At 67.7% G+C, this 17969-nt stretch carries 15 protein-coding genes; all 15 read left to right on the top strand.

What is annotated here, in order from left to right:
* The first annotated feature begins 95 nt into the window (after nt 1-95).
* Nucleotides 96-770, top strand: coding sequence for a ribose-5-phosphate isomerase RpiA (gene rpiA / locus ASE89_RS15700; RefSeq protein ID WP_056679553.1), 675 nt, complete (start codon nt 96-98; stop codon nt 768-770).
* 70 nt (nt 771-840) lie between these two features.
* The gene (tkt, locus tag ASE89_RS15705) at nt 841-2934 is read left to right on the top strand and encodes a transketolase (protein ID WP_056679556.1); all 2094 of its coding nucleotides are present in this window, start codon (nt 841-843) and stop codon (nt 2932-2934) included.
* A complete protein-coding gene (gene tal, locus ASE89_RS15710; RefSeq protein WP_056679559.1) occupies nt 2934-4058 on the top strand; it encodes a transaldolase in 1125 nt (374 codons plus the stop codon). Before tkt ends, tal begins: the two co-directional genes overlap by 1 nt.
* Before the next feature lie 147 nt (nt 4059-4205).
* A complete protein-coding gene (gene gnd, locus ASE89_RS15715; RefSeq protein ID WP_056409181.1) occupies nt 4206-5189 on the top strand; it encodes a phosphogluconate dehydrogenase (NAD(+)-dependent, decarboxylating) in 984 nt (327 codons plus the stop codon).
* An 8-nt stretch (nt 5190-5197) separates the two neighbouring features.
* The gene (locus ASE89_RS15720; protein ID WP_236701823.1) at nt 5198-6007 is read left to right on the top strand and encodes a Cof-type HAD-IIB family hydrolase; all 810 of its coding nucleotides are present in this window, start codon (nt 5198-5200) and stop codon (nt 6005-6007) included.
* On the top strand, nt 6004-6747 hold the full coding sequence (locus tag ASE89_RS15725; protein WP_031396456.1) for an HAD-IIB family hydrolase: 744 nt from the start codon (nt 6004-6006) through the stop codon (nt 6745-6747). The genes ASE89_RS15720 and ASE89_RS15725 overlap by 4 nt, the downstream gene beginning before the upstream one ends.
* A 4-nt stretch (nt 6748-6751) precedes the next feature.
* Nucleotides 6752-7207 (top strand): GreA/GreB family elongation factor, encoded by a 456-nt coding sequence (locus tag ASE89_RS15730; RefSeq protein ID WP_031441771.1) that lies wholly within the window; start codon nt 6752-6754, stop codon nt 7205-7207.
* Nucleotides 7207-7389 carry a hypothetical protein gene (locus ASE89_RS15735; protein ID WP_031396458.1) on the top strand — a complete coding sequence of 61 codons (183 nt, stop codon included), beginning with the start codon at nt 7207-7209 and terminating at the stop codon, nt 7387-7389. The genes ASE89_RS15730 and ASE89_RS15735 overlap by 1 nt, the downstream gene beginning before the upstream one ends.
* Nucleotides 7390-7704: 315 nt before the next feature.
* Nucleotides 7705-8877, top strand: a complete 1173-nt coding sequence (locus ASE89_RS15740; RefSeq protein ID WP_269082967.1) for an NAD(P)/FAD-dependent oxidoreductase — start codon at nt 7705-7707, stop codon at nt 8875-8877.
* A gap of 57 nt (nt 8878-8934) precedes the next feature.
* Nucleotides 8935-10701 carry a DEAD/DEAH box helicase gene (locus ASE89_RS15745; RefSeq protein ID WP_056409192.1) on the top strand — a complete coding sequence of 589 codons (1767 nt, stop codon included), beginning with the start codon at nt 8935-8937 and terminating at the stop codon, nt 10699-10701.
* A 288-nt stretch (nt 10702-10989) separates the two neighbouring features.
* The gene (locus tag ASE89_RS15750; RefSeq protein ID WP_056679568.1) at nt 10990-11457 is read left to right on the top strand and encodes a YaiI/YqxD family protein; all 468 of its coding nucleotides are present in this window, start codon (nt 10990-10992) and stop codon (nt 11455-11457) included.
* Nucleotides 11458-11504: 47 nt separating this feature from the next.
* Nucleotides 11505-14771, top strand: coding sequence for a PAS domain-containing protein (locus tag ASE89_RS15755; protein ID WP_056679572.1), 3267 nt, complete (start codon nt 11505-11507; stop codon nt 14769-14771).
* Between the two features lie 100 nt (nt 14772-14871).
* Nucleotides 14872-16170: an Hsp70 family protein gene (locus tag ASE89_RS15760; protein ID WP_056679575.1), complete on the top strand. Its 1299-nt coding sequence runs from the start codon at nt 14872-14874 to the stop codon at nt 16168-16170.
* Nucleotides 16167-16829: a spermidine synthase gene (locus tag ASE89_RS15765; protein WP_056679578.1), complete on the top strand. Its 663-nt coding sequence runs from the start codon at nt 16167-16169 to the stop codon at nt 16827-16829. The genes ASE89_RS15760 and ASE89_RS15765 overlap by 4 nt, the downstream gene beginning before the upstream one ends.
* Nucleotides 16826-17881, top strand: a complete 1056-nt coding sequence (locus ASE89_RS15770) for an AbrB family transcriptional regulator (RefSeq protein ID WP_056679581.1) — start codon at nt 16826-16828, stop codon at nt 17879-17881. Before ASE89_RS15765 ends, ASE89_RS15770 begins: the two co-directional genes overlap by 4 nt.
* The last annotated feature ends 88 nt before the right edge of the window (nt 17882-17969 follow it).

The following is a 17969-nucleotide window of genomic DNA, read 5'->3' on the forward strand; positions in this document are numbered from 1 at the left end:
GAACGGGAGGGGGGCGGGCGAACGGGAGGGGCGAACGGGAGGGACGGGGGCGGTTGGATTGGATCGGGGGCAGTTGATTTGAAAAGGCGCAACACATGATCGATGACGACAAGCAGGCGGCGGCGGTGGCGGCGGTGGCGGAGGTTCGGGACGGGATGCTGGTCGGGCTGGGTACCGGGTCGACCGCGGCGTTCGCGATCCGTGCGCTGGGCGAGCGGGTCGCGGCGGGGCTCGACGTCCGCGCGGTCGTCACGTCCGAGGCGAGCGGCACGCTGGCGCGGCAGGTGGGCATTCCGGTGCTCGACTTTGCCGATATCGCGCAGGTCGACCTGACGATCGACGGCGCGGACGAGATCGACGCGCGCTGTTTCGCGATCAAGGGCGCTGGCGGGGCGATGCTGCGCGAGAAGATCGTCGCCGCAAGCTCGGCACGGATGGTCGTGATTGCGGACGGATCGAAGCGGGTCGAACGGATCGGTGCGGCGAAGCTGCCGGTCGAGCTACTGCCCTTCGCGCGAGGCTATGTGATGCGCGTGCTGGCCGACTTGGGCGGAGCGCCGGTGATTCGCCCCAACTATCGGACGGATCAGGACAATCTGGTTGCGGATTGCCGATTTCCGGCACTCGGCGACCCGCACGCGCTAGCGGCGGTACTGGCGGCGATTCCCGGCGTGCTGGGCCACGGATTGTTCCTCGACGAGGTCGATGCCGCCTATATTGCATCCAAAGGCGTCGTTACGCGACTGGAACGCCCGGGTGCATCTGCCTAAAGGCATCCTATGTTGGCAACCAGATCGGATGCGCGGCGTTCGGTCACCGTCTAGAGCGAGGCTTTCTTCCATGACCGATACCGCAACCGCCCCCACGATGAAGGCGGATCCGAACCTGCACGAGGACGGTTCGCCCGAGCGTCTGACGATCGATACGATCCGTACGCTGTCGATGGACGCGGTGCAGAAGGCCAATTCGGGCCATCCCGGCACGCCGATGGCGCTCGCGCCGGTCGGCTACACGCTCTGGTCGAAATTCCTGCGCTACGATCCCAAGCACGCCGACTGGCCCAATCGCGACCGGTTCGTGCTGTCGGTCGGCCATGCGTCGATGCTGCTCTATGCGCTGATCCACCTCGCCAAGATCGAGGAAATCAGCGCGGACGGCGAGAAGAGCGGCAAGGAGGCGGTCAGCCTCGAGGACATCCGGCAGTTCCGCCAGCTCTCGTCCAAGACCCCGGGCCACCCCGAATATCGCCACACCACGGGTGTCGAGACCACGACCGGCCCGCTCGGCCAGGGTTGCGGCAATTCGGTCGGCATGGCGATCGCCGAGCGCTGGCTCGCGGCGCGTTACAACAAGGACGGCTTCACGCTGTTCGACCATGACGTCTACACCATCTGTGGCGATGGCGACATGATGGAGGGCGTCTCCGCCGAGGCGGCGAGCATGGCCGGGCATCTCAAGCTCAGCAATCTGTGCTGGATCTACGACAGCAACCACATCTCGATCGAGGGCGCGACCGATCTCGCGTTCGACGAGGATGTCGGCCTGCGCTTCGACGCTTACGGCTGGAACGTCATCCATGTCGACGACGCGAACGACACCGCCGCGCTGAGCCGTGCGATCGAGACGTTCAAGGCGACGACCGACAAGCCGACCTTCATCGTCGTGCATTCGGTGATCGGCTATGGCAGCCCCAAGGCGGGCAGCGAGAAGGCGCATGGCGAGCCGCTCGGCGACGAGAATATCCGCCTCACCAAGCAGGCCTATGGCTGGCCCGAGGACAAGTCCTTCTACGTGCCCGATGGCGTGATCGAGCATTTCAACGGTGCGATCGCGGAGCGTGGCGCCAAGCTGCGTGACGAATGGGTCGCGCTGACCGACAAATATCGGGGTGCATATCCCGAGCTGTCGGCCGAACTCGACCTGCTGCTCAAGGACGAGCTGCCCAAGGGCTGGGACGCGGACATTCCCGTGTTCGAGGCCGATCCCAAGGGTGTCGCCAGCCGTGATTCGGGTGGCAAGGTGCTCAATGCGATCGCCGCCAAGGTGCCGTGGCTGATCGGCGGCTCGGCGGATCTCGCGCCGTCGACCAAGACCGACATCAAGGGCCAGCCCTCGTTCGAGGCGAACAACTATGCCGGCCGCAACTTCCATTTCGGCATTCGCGAACATGGCATGGGCGCGATCGTCAACGGCATGGCGCTGTCGCATCTGCGCTCCTACGGCTCCACCTTCCTCGTCTTCGTCGATTACATGCGCGCACCGGTGCGGCTGTCGGCGATCATGGAAGTGGGCGCGGTCTGGGTGTTCACGCATGATTCGATTGGCGTCGGCGAGGACGGCCCGACGCACCAGCCGATCGAGCATCTGGCCACGCTGCGCGCGATCCCCGGGCTCGACACGATCCGCCCGAGCGATGCGAACGAAGTCGTCGCTGCGTGGAAGGCGGTCCTGAAGGATGCCAGCACGCCCGCTGCGCTGATCCTGTCGCGCCAGGCGCTGCCGACGCTCGACCGGACCAAATATGCGAGCGCGGACGGCGTTGCGCAGGGCGGTTATGTGCTCGCCGATTGTGACGGCACGCCCGACGTGATCCTGATCGCGACGGGCAGCGAAGTGTCGCTGGCGGTCGAGGCGCATGAGAAGCTGGTCGCGGACGGCGTGAAGAGCCGGGTCGTGTCGATGCCGAGCTGGTATCGCTACGAACTGCAGGACGCCGCCTACAAGGAAAGCGTGTTGCCGCGGGGCGTGCGCGCACGCGTCGCGATCGAGATGGCCGGGTCGATCGGCTGGGACCGCTATGTCGGGCTCGACGGCGCGACCGTGACGATGTCGACCTTCGGTGCCTCGGCACCGCTCGCCAAACTGCAGGACAAGTTCGGGTTCACCGTCGACAATGTCGTCAAGGTTGCCCGCCAGGTTATGGAGACCAAGTGATGGGTGCGCTCAACGATCTCGAAGGCTTCGGCCAGGCGGTGTGGCTCGATTTCGTCGACCGGAAGTTCCTGGAGGCCGGTGGCCTTCAGAAGCTGGTCGACGCGGACGGGCTGACCGGTGTCACCTCCAACCCGTCGATCTTCGAAAAGGCGATGGGGCACGGCGAGGCCTATGACTCGACGCTCGCCAAGTTCGACAAGGAGAATCCCGGCGCGGCGACGATCGACCGCTACGAGCATCTCGCGATCCAGGACATCAAGGCGGCGGCGGAGACGCTGAAGCCCGTGTACGACAAGCTCGACGCGAAGGACGGCTATGTCAGCCTCGAAGTGTCGCCCTATATCTCGGACGATACCGACGCGACGATCGCCGAGGCCCGCAAGCTGTGGACGGCGGTCGACCGGCCGAACCTGATGATCAAGATCCCGGGAACGCTCGCGGGCGGCCCGGCGATCTCGACCGCGATCTCGGAAGGGATCAACGTCAACGTGACCTTGCTGTTCTCGATCGACGCCTATGTCCGCGTCGCCGAGGCCTATGCGGCAGGTCTCGAGAAGCGCGTTGCCGAGGGCAAGCCGATCGACCGGATCGCCAGCGTCGCGAGCTTCTTCGTCAGCCGGATCGATTCGATGATCGACAAGCAGATCGATGCACGGCTCGAAAAGGGTGATGCTGATGCGGATGCGCTGAAGGCGGTACGCGGCAAGGTCGCGATCGCCAATGCGAAGATGGCGTATCAATGGTATCTCGACTTCCTGAAGTCGGACCGCTGGCAGGCACTCGCCGCCAAGGGCGCGCAGCCGCAGCGGCTGTTGTGGGCGTCGACCGGGGTCAAGGATCCGAGCTATCCCGACACGCTCTACATCGACACGCTGATCGGTCGTGACACGGTCAACACGATGCCGCCAAAGACGATGGACTCGTTTCGCGACCATGGCACCGCGGCGGAGACGATCACCGCGGATGTCGATGGCGCGAAGCATGTGCTGGCGGAAGCCGAGCGGCTCGGGCTCGACCTGACCGGCGTGACCGGCACGCTGGTCGAAGAGGGCGTCGCCTCGTTCGTGAAGGCGTTCGACGATCTGCTCGGGTCGATCGCGAAGAAGCAGCCGGCGACGGCGTAAGACACGTTCCCGCTCGTGCCGAGTAGGGATCGAGCGAAGCCGAGAGACCGTATCGAGGTACATGTCCCTCGATATGTCGTCTCGACACGCTCGACGTCTACTCGGGACGAACGGCAGGTATTTTCCAGCGAAAGCGCGGAGTGAATCATGAAGATCGGACTGATCGGCCTCGGCCGGATGGGCGGCAATATCGCGCGCCGGTTGATGAAGAACGGCCATGAGGTCGTCGCGTTCGATCGCGATGCGGAGGCGGTGAAGAAGCTCGCGGCGGATGGCGCGATCGGCGCGGACTCGCTCGACGACATGCGCGGCAAGCTCGACACGCCGGCGATCTGGTGGGTGATGGTGCCCGCGGGCGAGCCGACCGAGCAGACCGTCCAGGCGATCGCCGAAAAGGCCGCCGAGGGCGACATCATCATCGATGGCGGCAACAGCTTCTACAAGGACGACGTCCGCCGCGCGAAGGACCTCGCCGAAAAGGGCATCCGCTATGTCGACGTCGGCACGTCGGGTGGCGTCTGGGGCCTCGAGCGTGGCTATTGCATGATGATCGGCGGCGAGACGGAGACGGTCGATTATCTCGATCCGATCTTCGACACGCTGGCACCGGGCATGGGCGAGATCGTCCGCACGCCGGGCCGCATCGAGGGGCAGGCCGATCCGCGTGCGGAAAAGGGCTATATCCACGCCGGCCCTCCGGGTGCCGGGCATTTCGTCAAGATGGTCCATAACGGTATCGAATACGGCCTGATGCAGGCCTATGCCGAGGGCTTCGACATCCTCAAGGGCAAGTCGGGCGAGCATGTCGCGGAGGACCAGCGTTTCGACATCAACCTGACCGACGTCGCCGAAGTGTGGCGTCGCGGCAGCGTGATCTCGTCGTGGCTGCTCGACCTGTCGGCGATCGCGCTGGCCAAGGACGGCACGCTCGAAGGGTTCAGCGGCAGCGTCGCGGATTCGGGCGAGGGCCAGTGGACGATCGACGCGGCGATGGAAGAGAAGGTGCCCGCCAACGTGCTGAGCGCCGCGCTCTACGCACGCTATCGCAGCCGGGTCGACCATACGTTCGGCGACAAGCTGTTGTCGGCGATGCGCTTCGGCTTTGGCGGGCATGTCGAGATGCCCCAGTGAACGGGCAAGTGAGCATCAAGCTCCTGGTGTCCGACGTCGACGGCACGCTCGTCGACAAGGACAAGAAGGTCGCACCCGCGACCGTCGATGCGGTCAAACGGCTGAAGGCGGCGGGCCTGGGCTTCACGATCATCAGCGCGCGGCCGCGATCGGGGATGATGCCGATCGCCGAACTGCTCGGCATCGACGAGCCGATGGGCGCGTTCAACGGCGGCATCGTGTTCAAGCGCGACGGCACGGTCATCGAGCATCACATGGTCGATGTCGACGTCGTGCGCGGCGCGATGGACATCATCGGTGACGCGCCGGTCGATACCTGGATCTTCGCCGACGACATCTGGTATGCCAGCACCGACCAGGGCAGCCATGTCGACAGCGAGCGCAAGGCCTCGGCGCAGGATCCGGTGATCGTCGCCGACTTCACCGACCTGCTCGGCAAGGCGGACAAGGTGACGTTCGTCAGCGACGACGAGGATCTGCTGCGCGACCTGCACGCCAAGGTCGCGGCGAAGTTCGACGCGCAGGCGACGATCGTCCAGAGCCAGACCTATTATCTCGACATCACGCCCGTGGCGGGCAACAAGGGCAGCGGGATCGAGGAACTCGCGGACGCGTTCGGCATCAGCCTGACGCAGACCGCGGCGATCGGCGACCAGGCGAACGACATCGCGATGCTCAAGCGGGCCAGTCTGGCGATCGCGATGGGCAATGCGCCGCAAAATGTCCGTGACGTCGCGCACGAGATTACCACCGCGAACGATGCCGATGGCGTCGCGCACGCGATCGACACATTTATCCTGACTGGAGTTTCCGCATGAAAGAGTTGGTTGCCTTTGACCTCGACGGAACGCTGGCCGAAAGCAAGCAGCCCTTGCAGGAGCCGATGGGCGAGGCGCTCGCCGATCTGCTCGACGTCGCGCATGTCGCGGTGATCTCGGGCGGCGACTGGCCGCAGTTCGAAAAGCAGGTCGCGAGCCGTCTGCCCGAGCGCGCCGATCGCACCAAGCTGTGGCTGATGCCGACGACCGGCACCAAGCTGTACCGGTTCGACGACGCCTGGCGTGCGGTCTATGCCGAGCTGTTCGAGGAAGACGAGAAGCAGAAGATCCTCAAGGCATTCGACGAGTCGCTCGAGGCGACCGGGTTCGTCCCCGAGCAGACTTGGGGCGAGCGGATCGAGGATCGCGGTAGCCAGATCACCTTCTCCGCGCTCGGCCAGGAAGCGCCGATCGACGCCAAGCACAGCTGGGATCCGGACTTCGCCAAGCGCAAGGTGATCCAGGCCGATCTGCGCCAGCGTCTGCCGGGTCTGTCGATCAACATGGGCGGTGCGACCTCGATCGACATCACGCGCGAGGGTGTCGACAAGGCGTATGGCCTGAAGAAACTCAACGAAGCGAGCGGCATCGCGCTCGACAAGATGATGTTCATCGGCGACGCGATCTTCCCGGGCGGCAACGACTATCCGGCCGAGCAGCTGGGGCTCGACGTCGTGAAGGTGAAGAATGTCGACGGCACGCTGGCGGCGATCGCCGGGATCGTCGCATGCCTGAAGTAAGCGCATGAGCGTCGCGTTTCGCCGTGAAAGCGACGAGGAACATCTCGAGCCGAAGTTCGAACAGCCAATCGCGCCGGGGCCCAATTTGGTCACGGCGCGCGGCCTTGCGCTGATCGGCGAGCGCGTCGAGACGATCGAGGCGGCGGTGGCGGCCGAGACCGACGAGGAAGCACGCAAGGTGCTGCTGCGCGACCTGCGCTACTGGCACACACGGCAGACGACGGCAGAGCTCGCGCCGGAGCCCGAAGAGGGTGAGGTCGGGATCGGATCGTCGGTGCGCGTGCGGATGAACGGCGCGGAACGGACGATCGCGATCGTCGGCGGCGACGAGGCCGAGCCGGGCGAGGATCGCCTCGCTTTCTCCGCCCCGCTCGCGCGCGCGCTGATGGGCGCCGCAGTGGGCGAGACGGTCGCGTTTGCCGGCAAGGCGGATGCGATCGAGATAGTGGAGATCGCATAATGGCCGAGGCAAAATTCGAACGGCACCGCCAGCCCTGGACCCAGGACGAGATCCAGAAGCTGCACACGCTCGCCAAGAAGGGCATGGCGCTGAAGGCGATCGCCAAGGCGCTGACGCGGAGCGAGGAATCGGTGAAGACGCGGGCGAAGGAAGATTCGCTGAATATCGCGAAGCTGCGTTAGTCGCTCGTCAGCTTGGGTCCTGACTTTCGTCAGGATGACGATTTAAGAATGCACCACCCCGGCGGAGGCCGGGGTCCAGTTGGCGAGGTGGGGGTAACGGCGCGTGACGTGCGTCATTGCCGTCCCCCAACTGGGCCCCGGCCTTCGCCGGGGTGGTGCTTTCGGTAGCAGCAGGTGGCGCCTATATGGGCGATCCCGAACGCGCTGCATCCGGCCTTGTTCTCCCGCGAACGCGGGAGCCCAGTCCGGGTCCCCGCCTTCGCGGGAAAACACCTTTGACCAGCGGCCCGCACCCCGCGCCGCACGGAGCGAACCTTGTCCGACTATGACGCGATCATCCTTGGCGCCGGCGCCGCCGGGCTCATGTGCGCCGCGGTCGCGGGGCAGCGCGGGCGGCGGATCCTGCTCGTCGATCATGCCGAGCAGGCGGGCAAGAAGATCCTGATCTCGGGCGGCGGGCGGTGCAATTTCACCAACATGCACACCGCCGCCGACCGCTATATCTCCGCCAATCCGCATTTCGCCAAGTCCGCGCTCGGTCGCTACACCGCGCAGGATTTCCTCGCCCTCGTCGAGTCCTACGGGATCGCGTGGCACGAAAAGACGCTGGGGCAGCTGTTCTGCGATGGCTCGGCGAAACAGATCGTCGAGATGCTGCTCGATGAATGCGACAAGGGGCGGGTCGACCTGTCGCTGGGACGCGGCGTCACTGCGGTCGAGCAGGGTGACGGCGGCTACCGCGTCGCGATCGACGGCCGCGCGGTCACCGCGCCCGCGCTGGTGATCGCGACCGGTGGGCCGTCGATCCCGAAGATGGGCGCGACCGGTTTTGCCTATGATCTGGCGCGGCAATTCGGGTTGAAGGTGGTCGAGCCGCGGCCCGCGCTCGTCCCGCTGACGCTCGGCGGCGACGAGATCCTGTTTCGCGAATTGTCGGGCGTCGCCGCCGATGTCGTTGCGACGGCCGGCAAGACCGCGTTCCGCGAGGCGGCGCTGTTCACGCATCGCGGACTGTCGGGCCCGGCGATCCTGCAGGCCTCGTCCTATTGGCGGCACGGCCAGCCCGTGGGCATCGATTTCGTCCCCGACCGCGACTCCGGCTGGCTCCCCGCAGCGAAGCGCACCACGCCGCGCACGACGCTGCGCAAGCTGCTCGGGGGGACGCTGCCTGACCGACTCGCCGAGACGCTGAGCGAGCGGCTGGGGATGGCAGGGGAGATTTCCACGCTCACCGATCGCCGGCTGCAGGACGCGGAGCGTGCGCTAAGCCATTGGCAATTCACGCCAAATGGCAGCGAAGGCTATGCCAAGGCGGAGGTGACGGCGGGCGGAATCAGCACTGCTGAGCTTTCTTCACAAACAATGGAAGCCAAACGCGTAAAAAACCTGTATGCGGTCGGCGAAGCGGTCGATGTCACAGGGTGGCTCGGCGGCTACAACTTCCAATGGGCATGGGCGAGCGGGTGGGCCGCGGGCCAAGTCCTGTAGGGACCACCACGCCAGTGCTTTGCCGTAGCGTCAAGCCGGCCACCAATTAGGACGTACATGCCTTTTTCAAATATTCCGTCGCTTCTTTCCGAAGCGCTCGCTGCGCGTGGCTATACCGCGCTCACCCCCGTCCAGGCGCATGTGATCGAGGAGAATGCGGTCGGTCGCGATCTCGTCGTGTCGGCGCAGACCGGCTCGGGCAAGACCGTCGCGTTCGGCCTCGCGATGGCCGGCGAACTGCTCGGTGAAGCGGGTGAGGACGGCGTCCAGCGCCTGCCGGCGCCGCACAAGCCGCTCGTGCTCTGCATCGCCCCGACCCGCGAACTCGCGCTGCAGGTCAGCCGCGAGCTGATGTGGCTCTATGCCAAGGCCGGCGCGCGCATCTCGACCTGCGTCGGCGGCATGGACGCGTCGAAGGAGCGTCGCAGCCTCGCACACGGCGCGCATATCGTCGTCGGCACGCCCGGCCGTCTGCGTGACCATCTCGAGCGTGGTGCGCTCGACCTGTCGGCCCTGAAGGTCGCGGTGCTCGACGAGGCCGACGAGATGCTCGACATGGGCTTCCGCGAGGATCTCGAGCAGATCCTCGACGCGTCGCCCGAGCAGCGCCGGACGCTGTTGTTCTCGGCGACGATGCCGCGGCCGATCGTCGCGCTCGCCAAGCGCTACCAGCGCGACGCGGTGCGGATCTCGACCGTCGGTGAGGATCGCGGTCATGGCGACATCTCGTACCAGGCCGTCACGGTCTCGCCGTCCGAGATCGAGCATGCGGTGATCAACCTGCTGCGCTTCCACGAAGCGGAGACGGCGATGCTGTTCTGCGCGACGCGCGATAACGTGCGCCATCTGCATGCAAGCCTGGTCGAGCGCGGTTTCGCCGCGGTCGCGCTGTCGGGCGAGCATTCGCAGAACGAGCGTAACGCCGCGCTCCAGGCGCTGCGCGATCGCCGTGCGCGCGTCTGCGTCGCGACCGACGTCGCCGCGCGCGGGATCGATCTGCCGACGCTCAGCCTCGTCGTGCACGTCGAACTGCCACGCGATGCCGAGACGCTGCAGCATCGCTCGGGTCGTACCGGTCGTGCGGGCAAGAAGGGCACCGCCGTGCTGATCGTGCCGTTCCCGCGTCGCCGTCGCGTCGACATGATGCTGAAAGGTGCGAAGATCAACGCGGAGTGGGTCAACGCCCCGACCGCCGAGGATATCCGCAAGAACGACCATGAGCGGCTGATCACGATGCTGATGCAGCCGGTCGAGGTCGAGGACGAGGATCGCGAGCTGGCGACCCGCCTGATGGCCGAGAAGACCCCTGAGGATATCGCTGCGGCGCTGGTGCACATGCACCGCGCGACGATGCCGCAGGCCGAGGACCTGATCGACCAGAGCAAGCAGTCGGTCAGCGACGATCGTTCGCAGGGTCCGCGCGCGGGCTTCGAGGACACGGTGTGGTTCCGCATGGACATCGGTCGTCGCCAGAACGCCGATCCGCGCTGGATCCTGCCGCTGATCTGCCGTCGCGGGCACATCACCAAGTCCGAGATCGGTGCGATCCGCATCGGCCCGAACGAGACCGCGTTCGAGATCCCGCGCGCCGTCGCGTCGCGCTTCTCGGCGGCGATCCAGCGCACCGCGCAGGCGGGCGAAGAGGAGAGCGGCGTCGCGATCGAGGCGATGCAGGGCGCGCCCGAGAGCACCGCACGCCATGCCGGCGGCGGTGGCCGCAGCAACGCGGGCGCCCCGCGCTCGACGCTGCACCGCGCGGCCCCGCGCGGCGGTCCGGCTCCGGCGCGCAAGGCGCCGTATCGCGGCAATCGCGAGCGCAGCTGAGCCTGCCGCATTCCTTTCGTGCTGAGCGAAGTCGAAGCACCCCGGCTTGGGGCATGCCCTTCGACTTCGCTCAGGGCGAACGGGGTGAGGGCGCCGGCGGCCTCCGGCACCGTCATACTGACGACGCCGGGAGCCGTCTCAGCTCCGTCATCCTGACGATGCCGAGAACCCTTTCAGCCCCGTCATCCTGACGAAAGTCAGGATCCAGAGCGGCGGACGCCGTCCTGCTTGATCCTGGATCCTGACTTTCGTCAGGATGACGACGTTGGTGAAATCGGGAGATTGCCGATGACGACCGCACCCACCGCCCTCCGCATCCTCGTCGACGCCGATGCGTGTCCCGTCAAAGACGAGATCTACAAGGTCGCGTGGCGGCACGAGGTGCCCGTCACCATCGTCGCGAACAGCCATTTTCGCGTGCCCGTCCACCCGCTGGTCAACCGCGTCGTCGTCAGCGACGGGTTCGACGCCGCCGACGACTGGATCGCCGAGCAGGCCGATGCGAAGGCGGTGGTGATCACCGCGGACATCCTGCTCGCCGATCGTTGCGTGAAGGCGGGGGCGACCGTGCTCGCAAACACCGGCAAGCCGTTCACCACCAGTTCGATCGGCGGTGCGATCGCCACGCGCGCGATCATGGCCGATCTGCGCGCGGGCGGCGACGTGATCGGTGGCCCTGCACCCTTCGCCAAGGCGGACCGGTCGCGTTTCCTGTCCGCGCTCGACGCCGCGCTGGTCCGGCTGAAGCGCGGCTGAGCCACGCATGGCTCGACTTCCCCGGTCTCTCCGGGCACACATAGGTTATGCGTCCCCCTCTGCTCGATCGTGATGAACTGCTCGCGCGACAGGCGTTCCAGCTCGCGCTGGTCGACCTGTTCCGCACGATGGCGCGACCCGACGACATCATGGCGGCGGCCGCAGCGGCGCTGGGCTCGCATCTCGACGTCGCGCGCTGCGGCTATGACGAGGTGTTGGCGGACGGCGCGATGACCCAGGGCGTCGGTGACTGGTCGAACGGGACGCTGCCCGGCCTCGCCGCGACGCCAGACGGAGACGGAGACGGGGACGCGGCACTGGGCGCGGGCGTGGTCGCCGATCTGCGGCGCGGGCACACGGTGATCGTCGACGATTGCGCGACCGACGCACGCGCGCGTGATCCGGCGACCGCGCGGTGCTGGGCGCAGGCCGGCGTCGGCGCGCTGATCGCCGCGCCGCTGCTCCGCGACGGGCGGCTGGCGGCGGTCCTGTACCTGCACGAGGCCACGCCGCGCGACTGGACCAGGGCGGATATCGCGCTGGTCGAGGACGTCGCGCTGCGCACGTCGGACGCGGTCGACCGGGTGCGCGGTGAGATCGCGGTGAAGGCGAGCGAGGCACGCTATCGCTCGCTGTTCGAATCGATCGATGCGGGGTTCTGCGTGATCGAGGTGCTGTTCGCCGACGGCGCGCCGTACGATTATCGCTTCCTCGAGGTGAACCGGGCGTTTGCGCGCAACACCGGGCTCGACGACATGATCGGGCGGACGATGCGCGACGTCGCGCCCGACATGGAACAGCGCTGGTTCGACCTGTACGGCCATGTCGCGACGACCGGCGAGCCGCTGCGGTTCGAGGATCCCGCCTCCGCGCTGCAGGATCGCTGGTTCGAGGTCTATGCCTACCGCGTCGATGCGCCCGAGCAGCATCATGTCGCGGTGCTGTTCAACGACATCAGCGAGCGCCGTCGCAACGAGGTCGCGCTGTCCGAAAGCCGTGAGGAGCTGGAACTGGCGACGCGGGTCGCGCGGCTGGGGCGGTTCGACTATCGGCCGGCGGACGGCATGCTGCGCTGGGACGACCGGTGCCGCGCGCTGTTCGGGATCCCGGCGGGCGCGCCGGTCGAGTACGAGTCCGCCTTTCTTGCCAATCTCCACCCCGACGACCGCGCGGCGGCCGATGCGCAAGTCGCCGCCGCGCTCGATCCGCGGGGCACGCGGATGTTCGATTCGGAATATCGCACGATCGGCCAGAGCGACGGCGTCGAGCGCCATATCGTCGCGCACGGCATCGCGTTCTTCGATGGCGATACTCCGATCCGGCTGGTCGGGACGGTCGTCGACATGAGCGACGATCGCCGCGCACAGGCGGCGCTGCGCGAGACGAGCGAGCGGCTGCGGCTCGCCAGCCGTGCGACCAACGACGCGATCTGGGACTGGGACCTGCGGAGCAACTCGGTGCTGTGGAACGAGGCGCTGACGCGCGCCTATGGCCATGTCCTGCCCGATGCGAAGTCGACCGGCGACTGGTGGCTGGACCAGGTCCATCCGGAGGACCGCGCGCGGATCCATGCGAGCATCGATGCGGTGATTTACGGGCAGGACAGCGACTGGACCGACGAATACCGGTTCGCCTGCGCCGACGGCCGCTATGCCGATGTGCTCGACCGCGGCTACGTCATCCGCGACGAGGACGGCGCGCCGACGCGGATGATCGGCGCGATCCTCGACCAGTCGACGCGCAAGGCGGCGGAGCGCCAGCTGCGCGCGATCAACGAGGGACTGGCCGAGGCCGTCGAGGTGTCGACCGCCGACCGCGACCGGTTGTGGGAATTGTCGTCCGACATCATGCTGCGCGCCGAGTTCGACGGCACGATCGTCGCCGCCAATCCCGCCTGGACCGACATGCTCGGCTGGTCGATGGACGAGATCGTCGGACGCCAGCTCTTCTCGCTGCTCCACCCCGACGACGTTGCGCATACCGGCCTGGCCGCGGCGGGGATCGCCCGCGGCGAGGCGGTCGCGCGGATCGACAATCGCTATGCCCACAAGGATGGCAGCTATCGCTGGATCAGCTGGGCGGCGCGGCCGGGCGACGGGCTGATCAACGCGGTCGGGCGCGACGTCACCGCGGACAAGGAGCGCGAGGCACAGCTTGCGCGCGCCGAGGATGCGCTGCGCCAGGCGCAGAAGATGGAGGCGGTCGGCCAGCTGACCGGCGGCATCGCGCACGACTTCAACAACATGCTGACCGGTATCCTGGGCGGGCTCGACATGGTCCGGCGCAACGTGCCCGAACCGCGCCCGGACAAGGTCGACCGCTATCTGGAGGCGGCGACGGTCTCCGCGCAGCGCGCCGCGGGGCTGACGCAGCGGCTGCTCGCCTTTTCGCGGCGCCAGTCGCTCGACGTGAAGGCGACCGATGTCGACCGGCTGATCGCCGACATGGAGGATCTGCTCGCACGGACACTCGGCGAGAATGCGCGGCTCGAGATCCGGCGGCAGCAGGCGACCTGGCCGGTGACGACGGATGCCAACCAGCTCGAAAGCGCGCTGCTCAACCTCGCGATCAACGCGCGCGACGCGATGCCCGAGGGCGGGCGGCTGACGATCGAGACCGAGAACACGCATCTCGACGCGCACTATACCGAGGCGATCGGTGATCTCGCGCCCGGCGACTATGTCGCGATCGGCGTCAGCGACACCGGCACGGGCATGTCGAAGGCGGTGATCGAGAAGGCGTTCGACCCGTTCTTCACCACCAAGCCGATCGGGCAGGGCACCGGGCTCGGCCTGTCGATGATCTATGGCTTTGCGCGCCAGTCGGGCGGGCATGTCCGGATCTATTCGGAGGAGGGCGAGGGCACGACGGTCAAGCTGTACCTGCCGCGCTTCCACGGCACTGCGGCGGCCAGCGTGCCGACCGCGGACCGCGACCTGCCGCGCGCGGACGGCGAATGCGTTCTGGTGGTCGAGGACGATGTCGCGGTGCGGATGCTGATCGTCGATATCCTCGGCAGCCTCGGCTATGGCGTGATGGAGGCGGGCGACGCGCACGCGGCGATCCCGATCCTCGAAAGCGAGCGGCGGATCGACCTGCTGGTCAGCGATGTCGGCCTGCCCGGCATGGACGGGCGCCAGCTGGCCGAGGTCGCGCGGCGGCATCGCCCCGATCTGCGCATCCTGTTCGTCACCGGCTATGCCGAAAAGGCGGCGGTGCGCGGCGAGTTTCTGGGTGCGGGGATGGAGATGATCACCAAGCCGTTCGCGCTCGACATGCTCGCCGAACGGATCCGCGAGATGGTCGCGCGCTGACCCCGGGCGAGCGCGAAGACGCGTCGCACGCGACTTTACCGGTTGCCATCCCGGGGCCCCGGTCGGCATAGGCAGGCGCCACCCGCTCCCGGAGACCTTCATGCAAACGCCAGCCGCGAGTCCCGCCCTGGGGCTCGACTTCGGCACGACCAACAGCGTCGTGGCGCTCGGGACGCCCGGGGGCACGCCCGAGCTCGTGACCTTCGCCGCCCCCGCCGAGACCAGCCCGGTGTTCCGCTCCGCGCTCTGCTTCTGGCAGGACGACAGCGGCAAGGGGCTCGCGGTCGATGCGGGGCCGTGGGCGATCGCGGAATATATGGAATATCCGCTCGACAGCCGGTTCATCCAGTCGTTCAAGTCGGTCGCGGCGATGAAGACGTTCGAGCAGGCCTCGGTCTTCGACAAGCGCTATCGCTTCGAGGAGATGGGCAACCTGTTCCTCGACAAGCTGATCGCGCATGCGGGCGGCAGGCTCGACACACGGCCGCAGCGGATCGTCGTCGGCCGACCGGTCGAATATGCCGGTGCGCGGCCCGACGAGGCGCTGGCGCGGACGCGCTACGACGCGATGTTCAAGGGTTTCGGCGCCGAGATCCATTATGTCTACGAACCGCTTGGTGCGGCGTACAGCTATGCGACGCGGTTGACCGAACCCGCGACGATCCTGGTCGCCGATTTCGGTGGCGGTACGAGCGACTTCTCGGTCGTGCGCGTCGCCGAGCCGGGCTCGGCGCGACGCTGCACGCCGCTCGGCCATGCGGGCATCGGCATTGCGGGCGACCGGTTCGACTACCGGATCCTCGACCGGCTGGTGCTGCCGATGCTGGGCAAGGGCGGCGCGTACAGGTCGTTCGGCAAGGAGCTGGAGATCCCGCGCGCCTATTTCGCCGATTTCGCGGACTGGTCCAGGCTCGCGCTGATGCGCAACCGCAAGACGATGACCGAGCTCGAGCGGTTGCAGAAGACCGCGATCGACCCCGATGCGATCGGGCGGATGATCGCGGTGATCGAGAACGAGCTCGGCTATCCGCTGTACGACGCGGTCGGCACGCTGAAACGGGCCTTGTCGCAGGGCGAGGACGCGCATTTCCACTTTGCGGGCGCGGGGCTGGAGATCGAGGCGGAGGTGACGCGCGCGCAGTTCGAGGGCTGGATCGCCGACGATGTCGCGCGGATCGAGGCGACGGTCGACAGCGCGCTGGTCGCGGCGAAGGTCGGCGGCGGCGATATCGACCGCGTGTTCCTGACCGGCGGATCGTCGCTGATCCCGCGGGTGCGGCAGATCTTCGTCGAGCGGTTCGGCGAGGCGGCGATCATGAGCGGCGGCGAGCTGACCTCGATCGCGCACGGCCTTGCGCTGATCGGCGAGCAGGACGACATCGCGGCGTGGTCTGCATGATCCCGCGGGTTCTTCTCGGGACGGCGCAGGTGCCGGGCGGCGGCGAGTTGCGGCTGCTCCAGCGCGGCGCGGAATTCTCGATCATGCTCGGCGCGAACGAGCTGATGAACAGCCGGCTGAGCGGGTCGGAGGAGGCACTGGCGGAGCAGGCGTGCGACCGGATCGGCGCGCGGCCGGGCGTGCGGATGCTGATCGGCGGGCTCGGCATGGGCTTCACGCTGCGCGCAGCACTCGCGCGGCTGGGGCCCGATGCCGAGGTGGCGGTCGCCGAGATCGTGCCCGCGGTGGTCGAATGGGCGCGCGGGCCGATGGCGGCGCTGCACGGCGACAGCCTGACCGACCCGCGGACGCGGATCTTCGAGGGCGATGTCGCCGCGGCGATCGCAGACGGGGAGTGGGATGCGATCCTGCTCGACGTCGACAATGGTCCCGACGGGATTTCGCGGCCGGGGAACGACCGGCTCTACGGCGCTTCGGGGCTGGCGCGGGCGCGTGCCGCGCTGCGGCCGGGCGGGGTGCTCGCGGTCTGGTCGTCGGCGCCGAGCAAGCCGTTCGCCCGCCGGCTCGACGAGGCGGGGTTCGTGGTCGACGAGGTCGTCGCGCGCGCGACGCGCAAGGGCGGCGCGCGTCACGTGATCTGGTTCGCGACCAAGGCATGATCTGGCGCTGGGCTCTGCTGGTCGCGCTGTCGGCGCTGGTGGCGGGGGCGCTGGAATGGATCGGATTGCCCGCGGGGCTGTTGCTCGGACCGATGATCGCGGCGGTCGTGCTCGCGGTGCGCGGCTGGTCGCTGGGGGTGCCGATCCTCGCCTTTCGCGGCGCACAGGCGGCGGTGGGGACGCTGATCGCGGGGTCGATCACCACGGGAATCGTCGCGACCGTCGCGCAGCACTGGCCGGTGTTCCTTGCGGTCAATGTCGCGACGCTCGCGGCCAGCAGTGTGCTCGGCTATCTGCTCAGCCGCTGGCAGGTGCTGCCGGGCACGGTCGCGGTATGGGGTTCGACGCCGGGTGCCGCCAGCGCGATGGTGCTGATGGCGCAGGCGTACGGCGCGGACTCGCGGCTGGTCGCGGTGATGACCTATACGCGCGTCGTGTGCGTCGCAGTCGTCGCCTCGGTGCTGGCGGCGGTGATGGTCGGCGGCGGCAGCGGGCACCATCCGGCCGCGGCGTGGTTCGTGGGCGTCGATCCGATCGCGGTGCTGCGGACGGTGGCGATTGCCGGCCTCGGCGCGACTCTTGGCGTCAAGCTGCGCCTGCCCGCGGGCGCGTTGCTCGGACCGCTCGTGCTGGGCGGGGTACTCAACGTCACCGGGATCGCGCAGCCGGTGCTGCCGCAATGGCTGCTCGCGATCAGCTATGCGGTGGTCGGGTGGAAGATCGGGCTGTCGTTCACGCGCGATACGCTCCGCGTGGCGGGCAAGGCGATGCCGCGGATCCTGCTGTCGGTCGGGCTGCTCATCCTGTTCTGCGGCGGGATCGCGGCGGCGCTGACACGCTGGGCGGGGATCGACCCGGTCACCGCCTATCTCGCGTCGAGCCCCGGCGGGATGGATTCGGTCGCGATCATCGCCGCGTCGAGCCCGGTCGACGTGCCGTTCGTGATGGCGTTGCAGGTGATGCGGTTCCTGGGCGTGCTGCTGATCGGACCGCCGCTCGCGCGGTTCGTGGCGACGCGGCAGGGCGGGGTGGTGCCGGTCATTCCGACCTGACGTCCCGTACCCGCGTACCGAACCCCCGTCCGTTCGTGCTGAGCGAAGTCGAAGCACCTGCGCGCGCGGCCTGCCCTTCGACTTCGCT

Source organism: Sphingomonas sp. Leaf30 (genome assembly GCF_001422525.1).
In the GTDB taxonomy this organism is placed as follows: domain Bacteria; phylum Pseudomonadota; class Alphaproteobacteria; order Sphingomonadales; family Sphingomonadaceae; genus Sphingomonas; species Sphingomonas aerolata.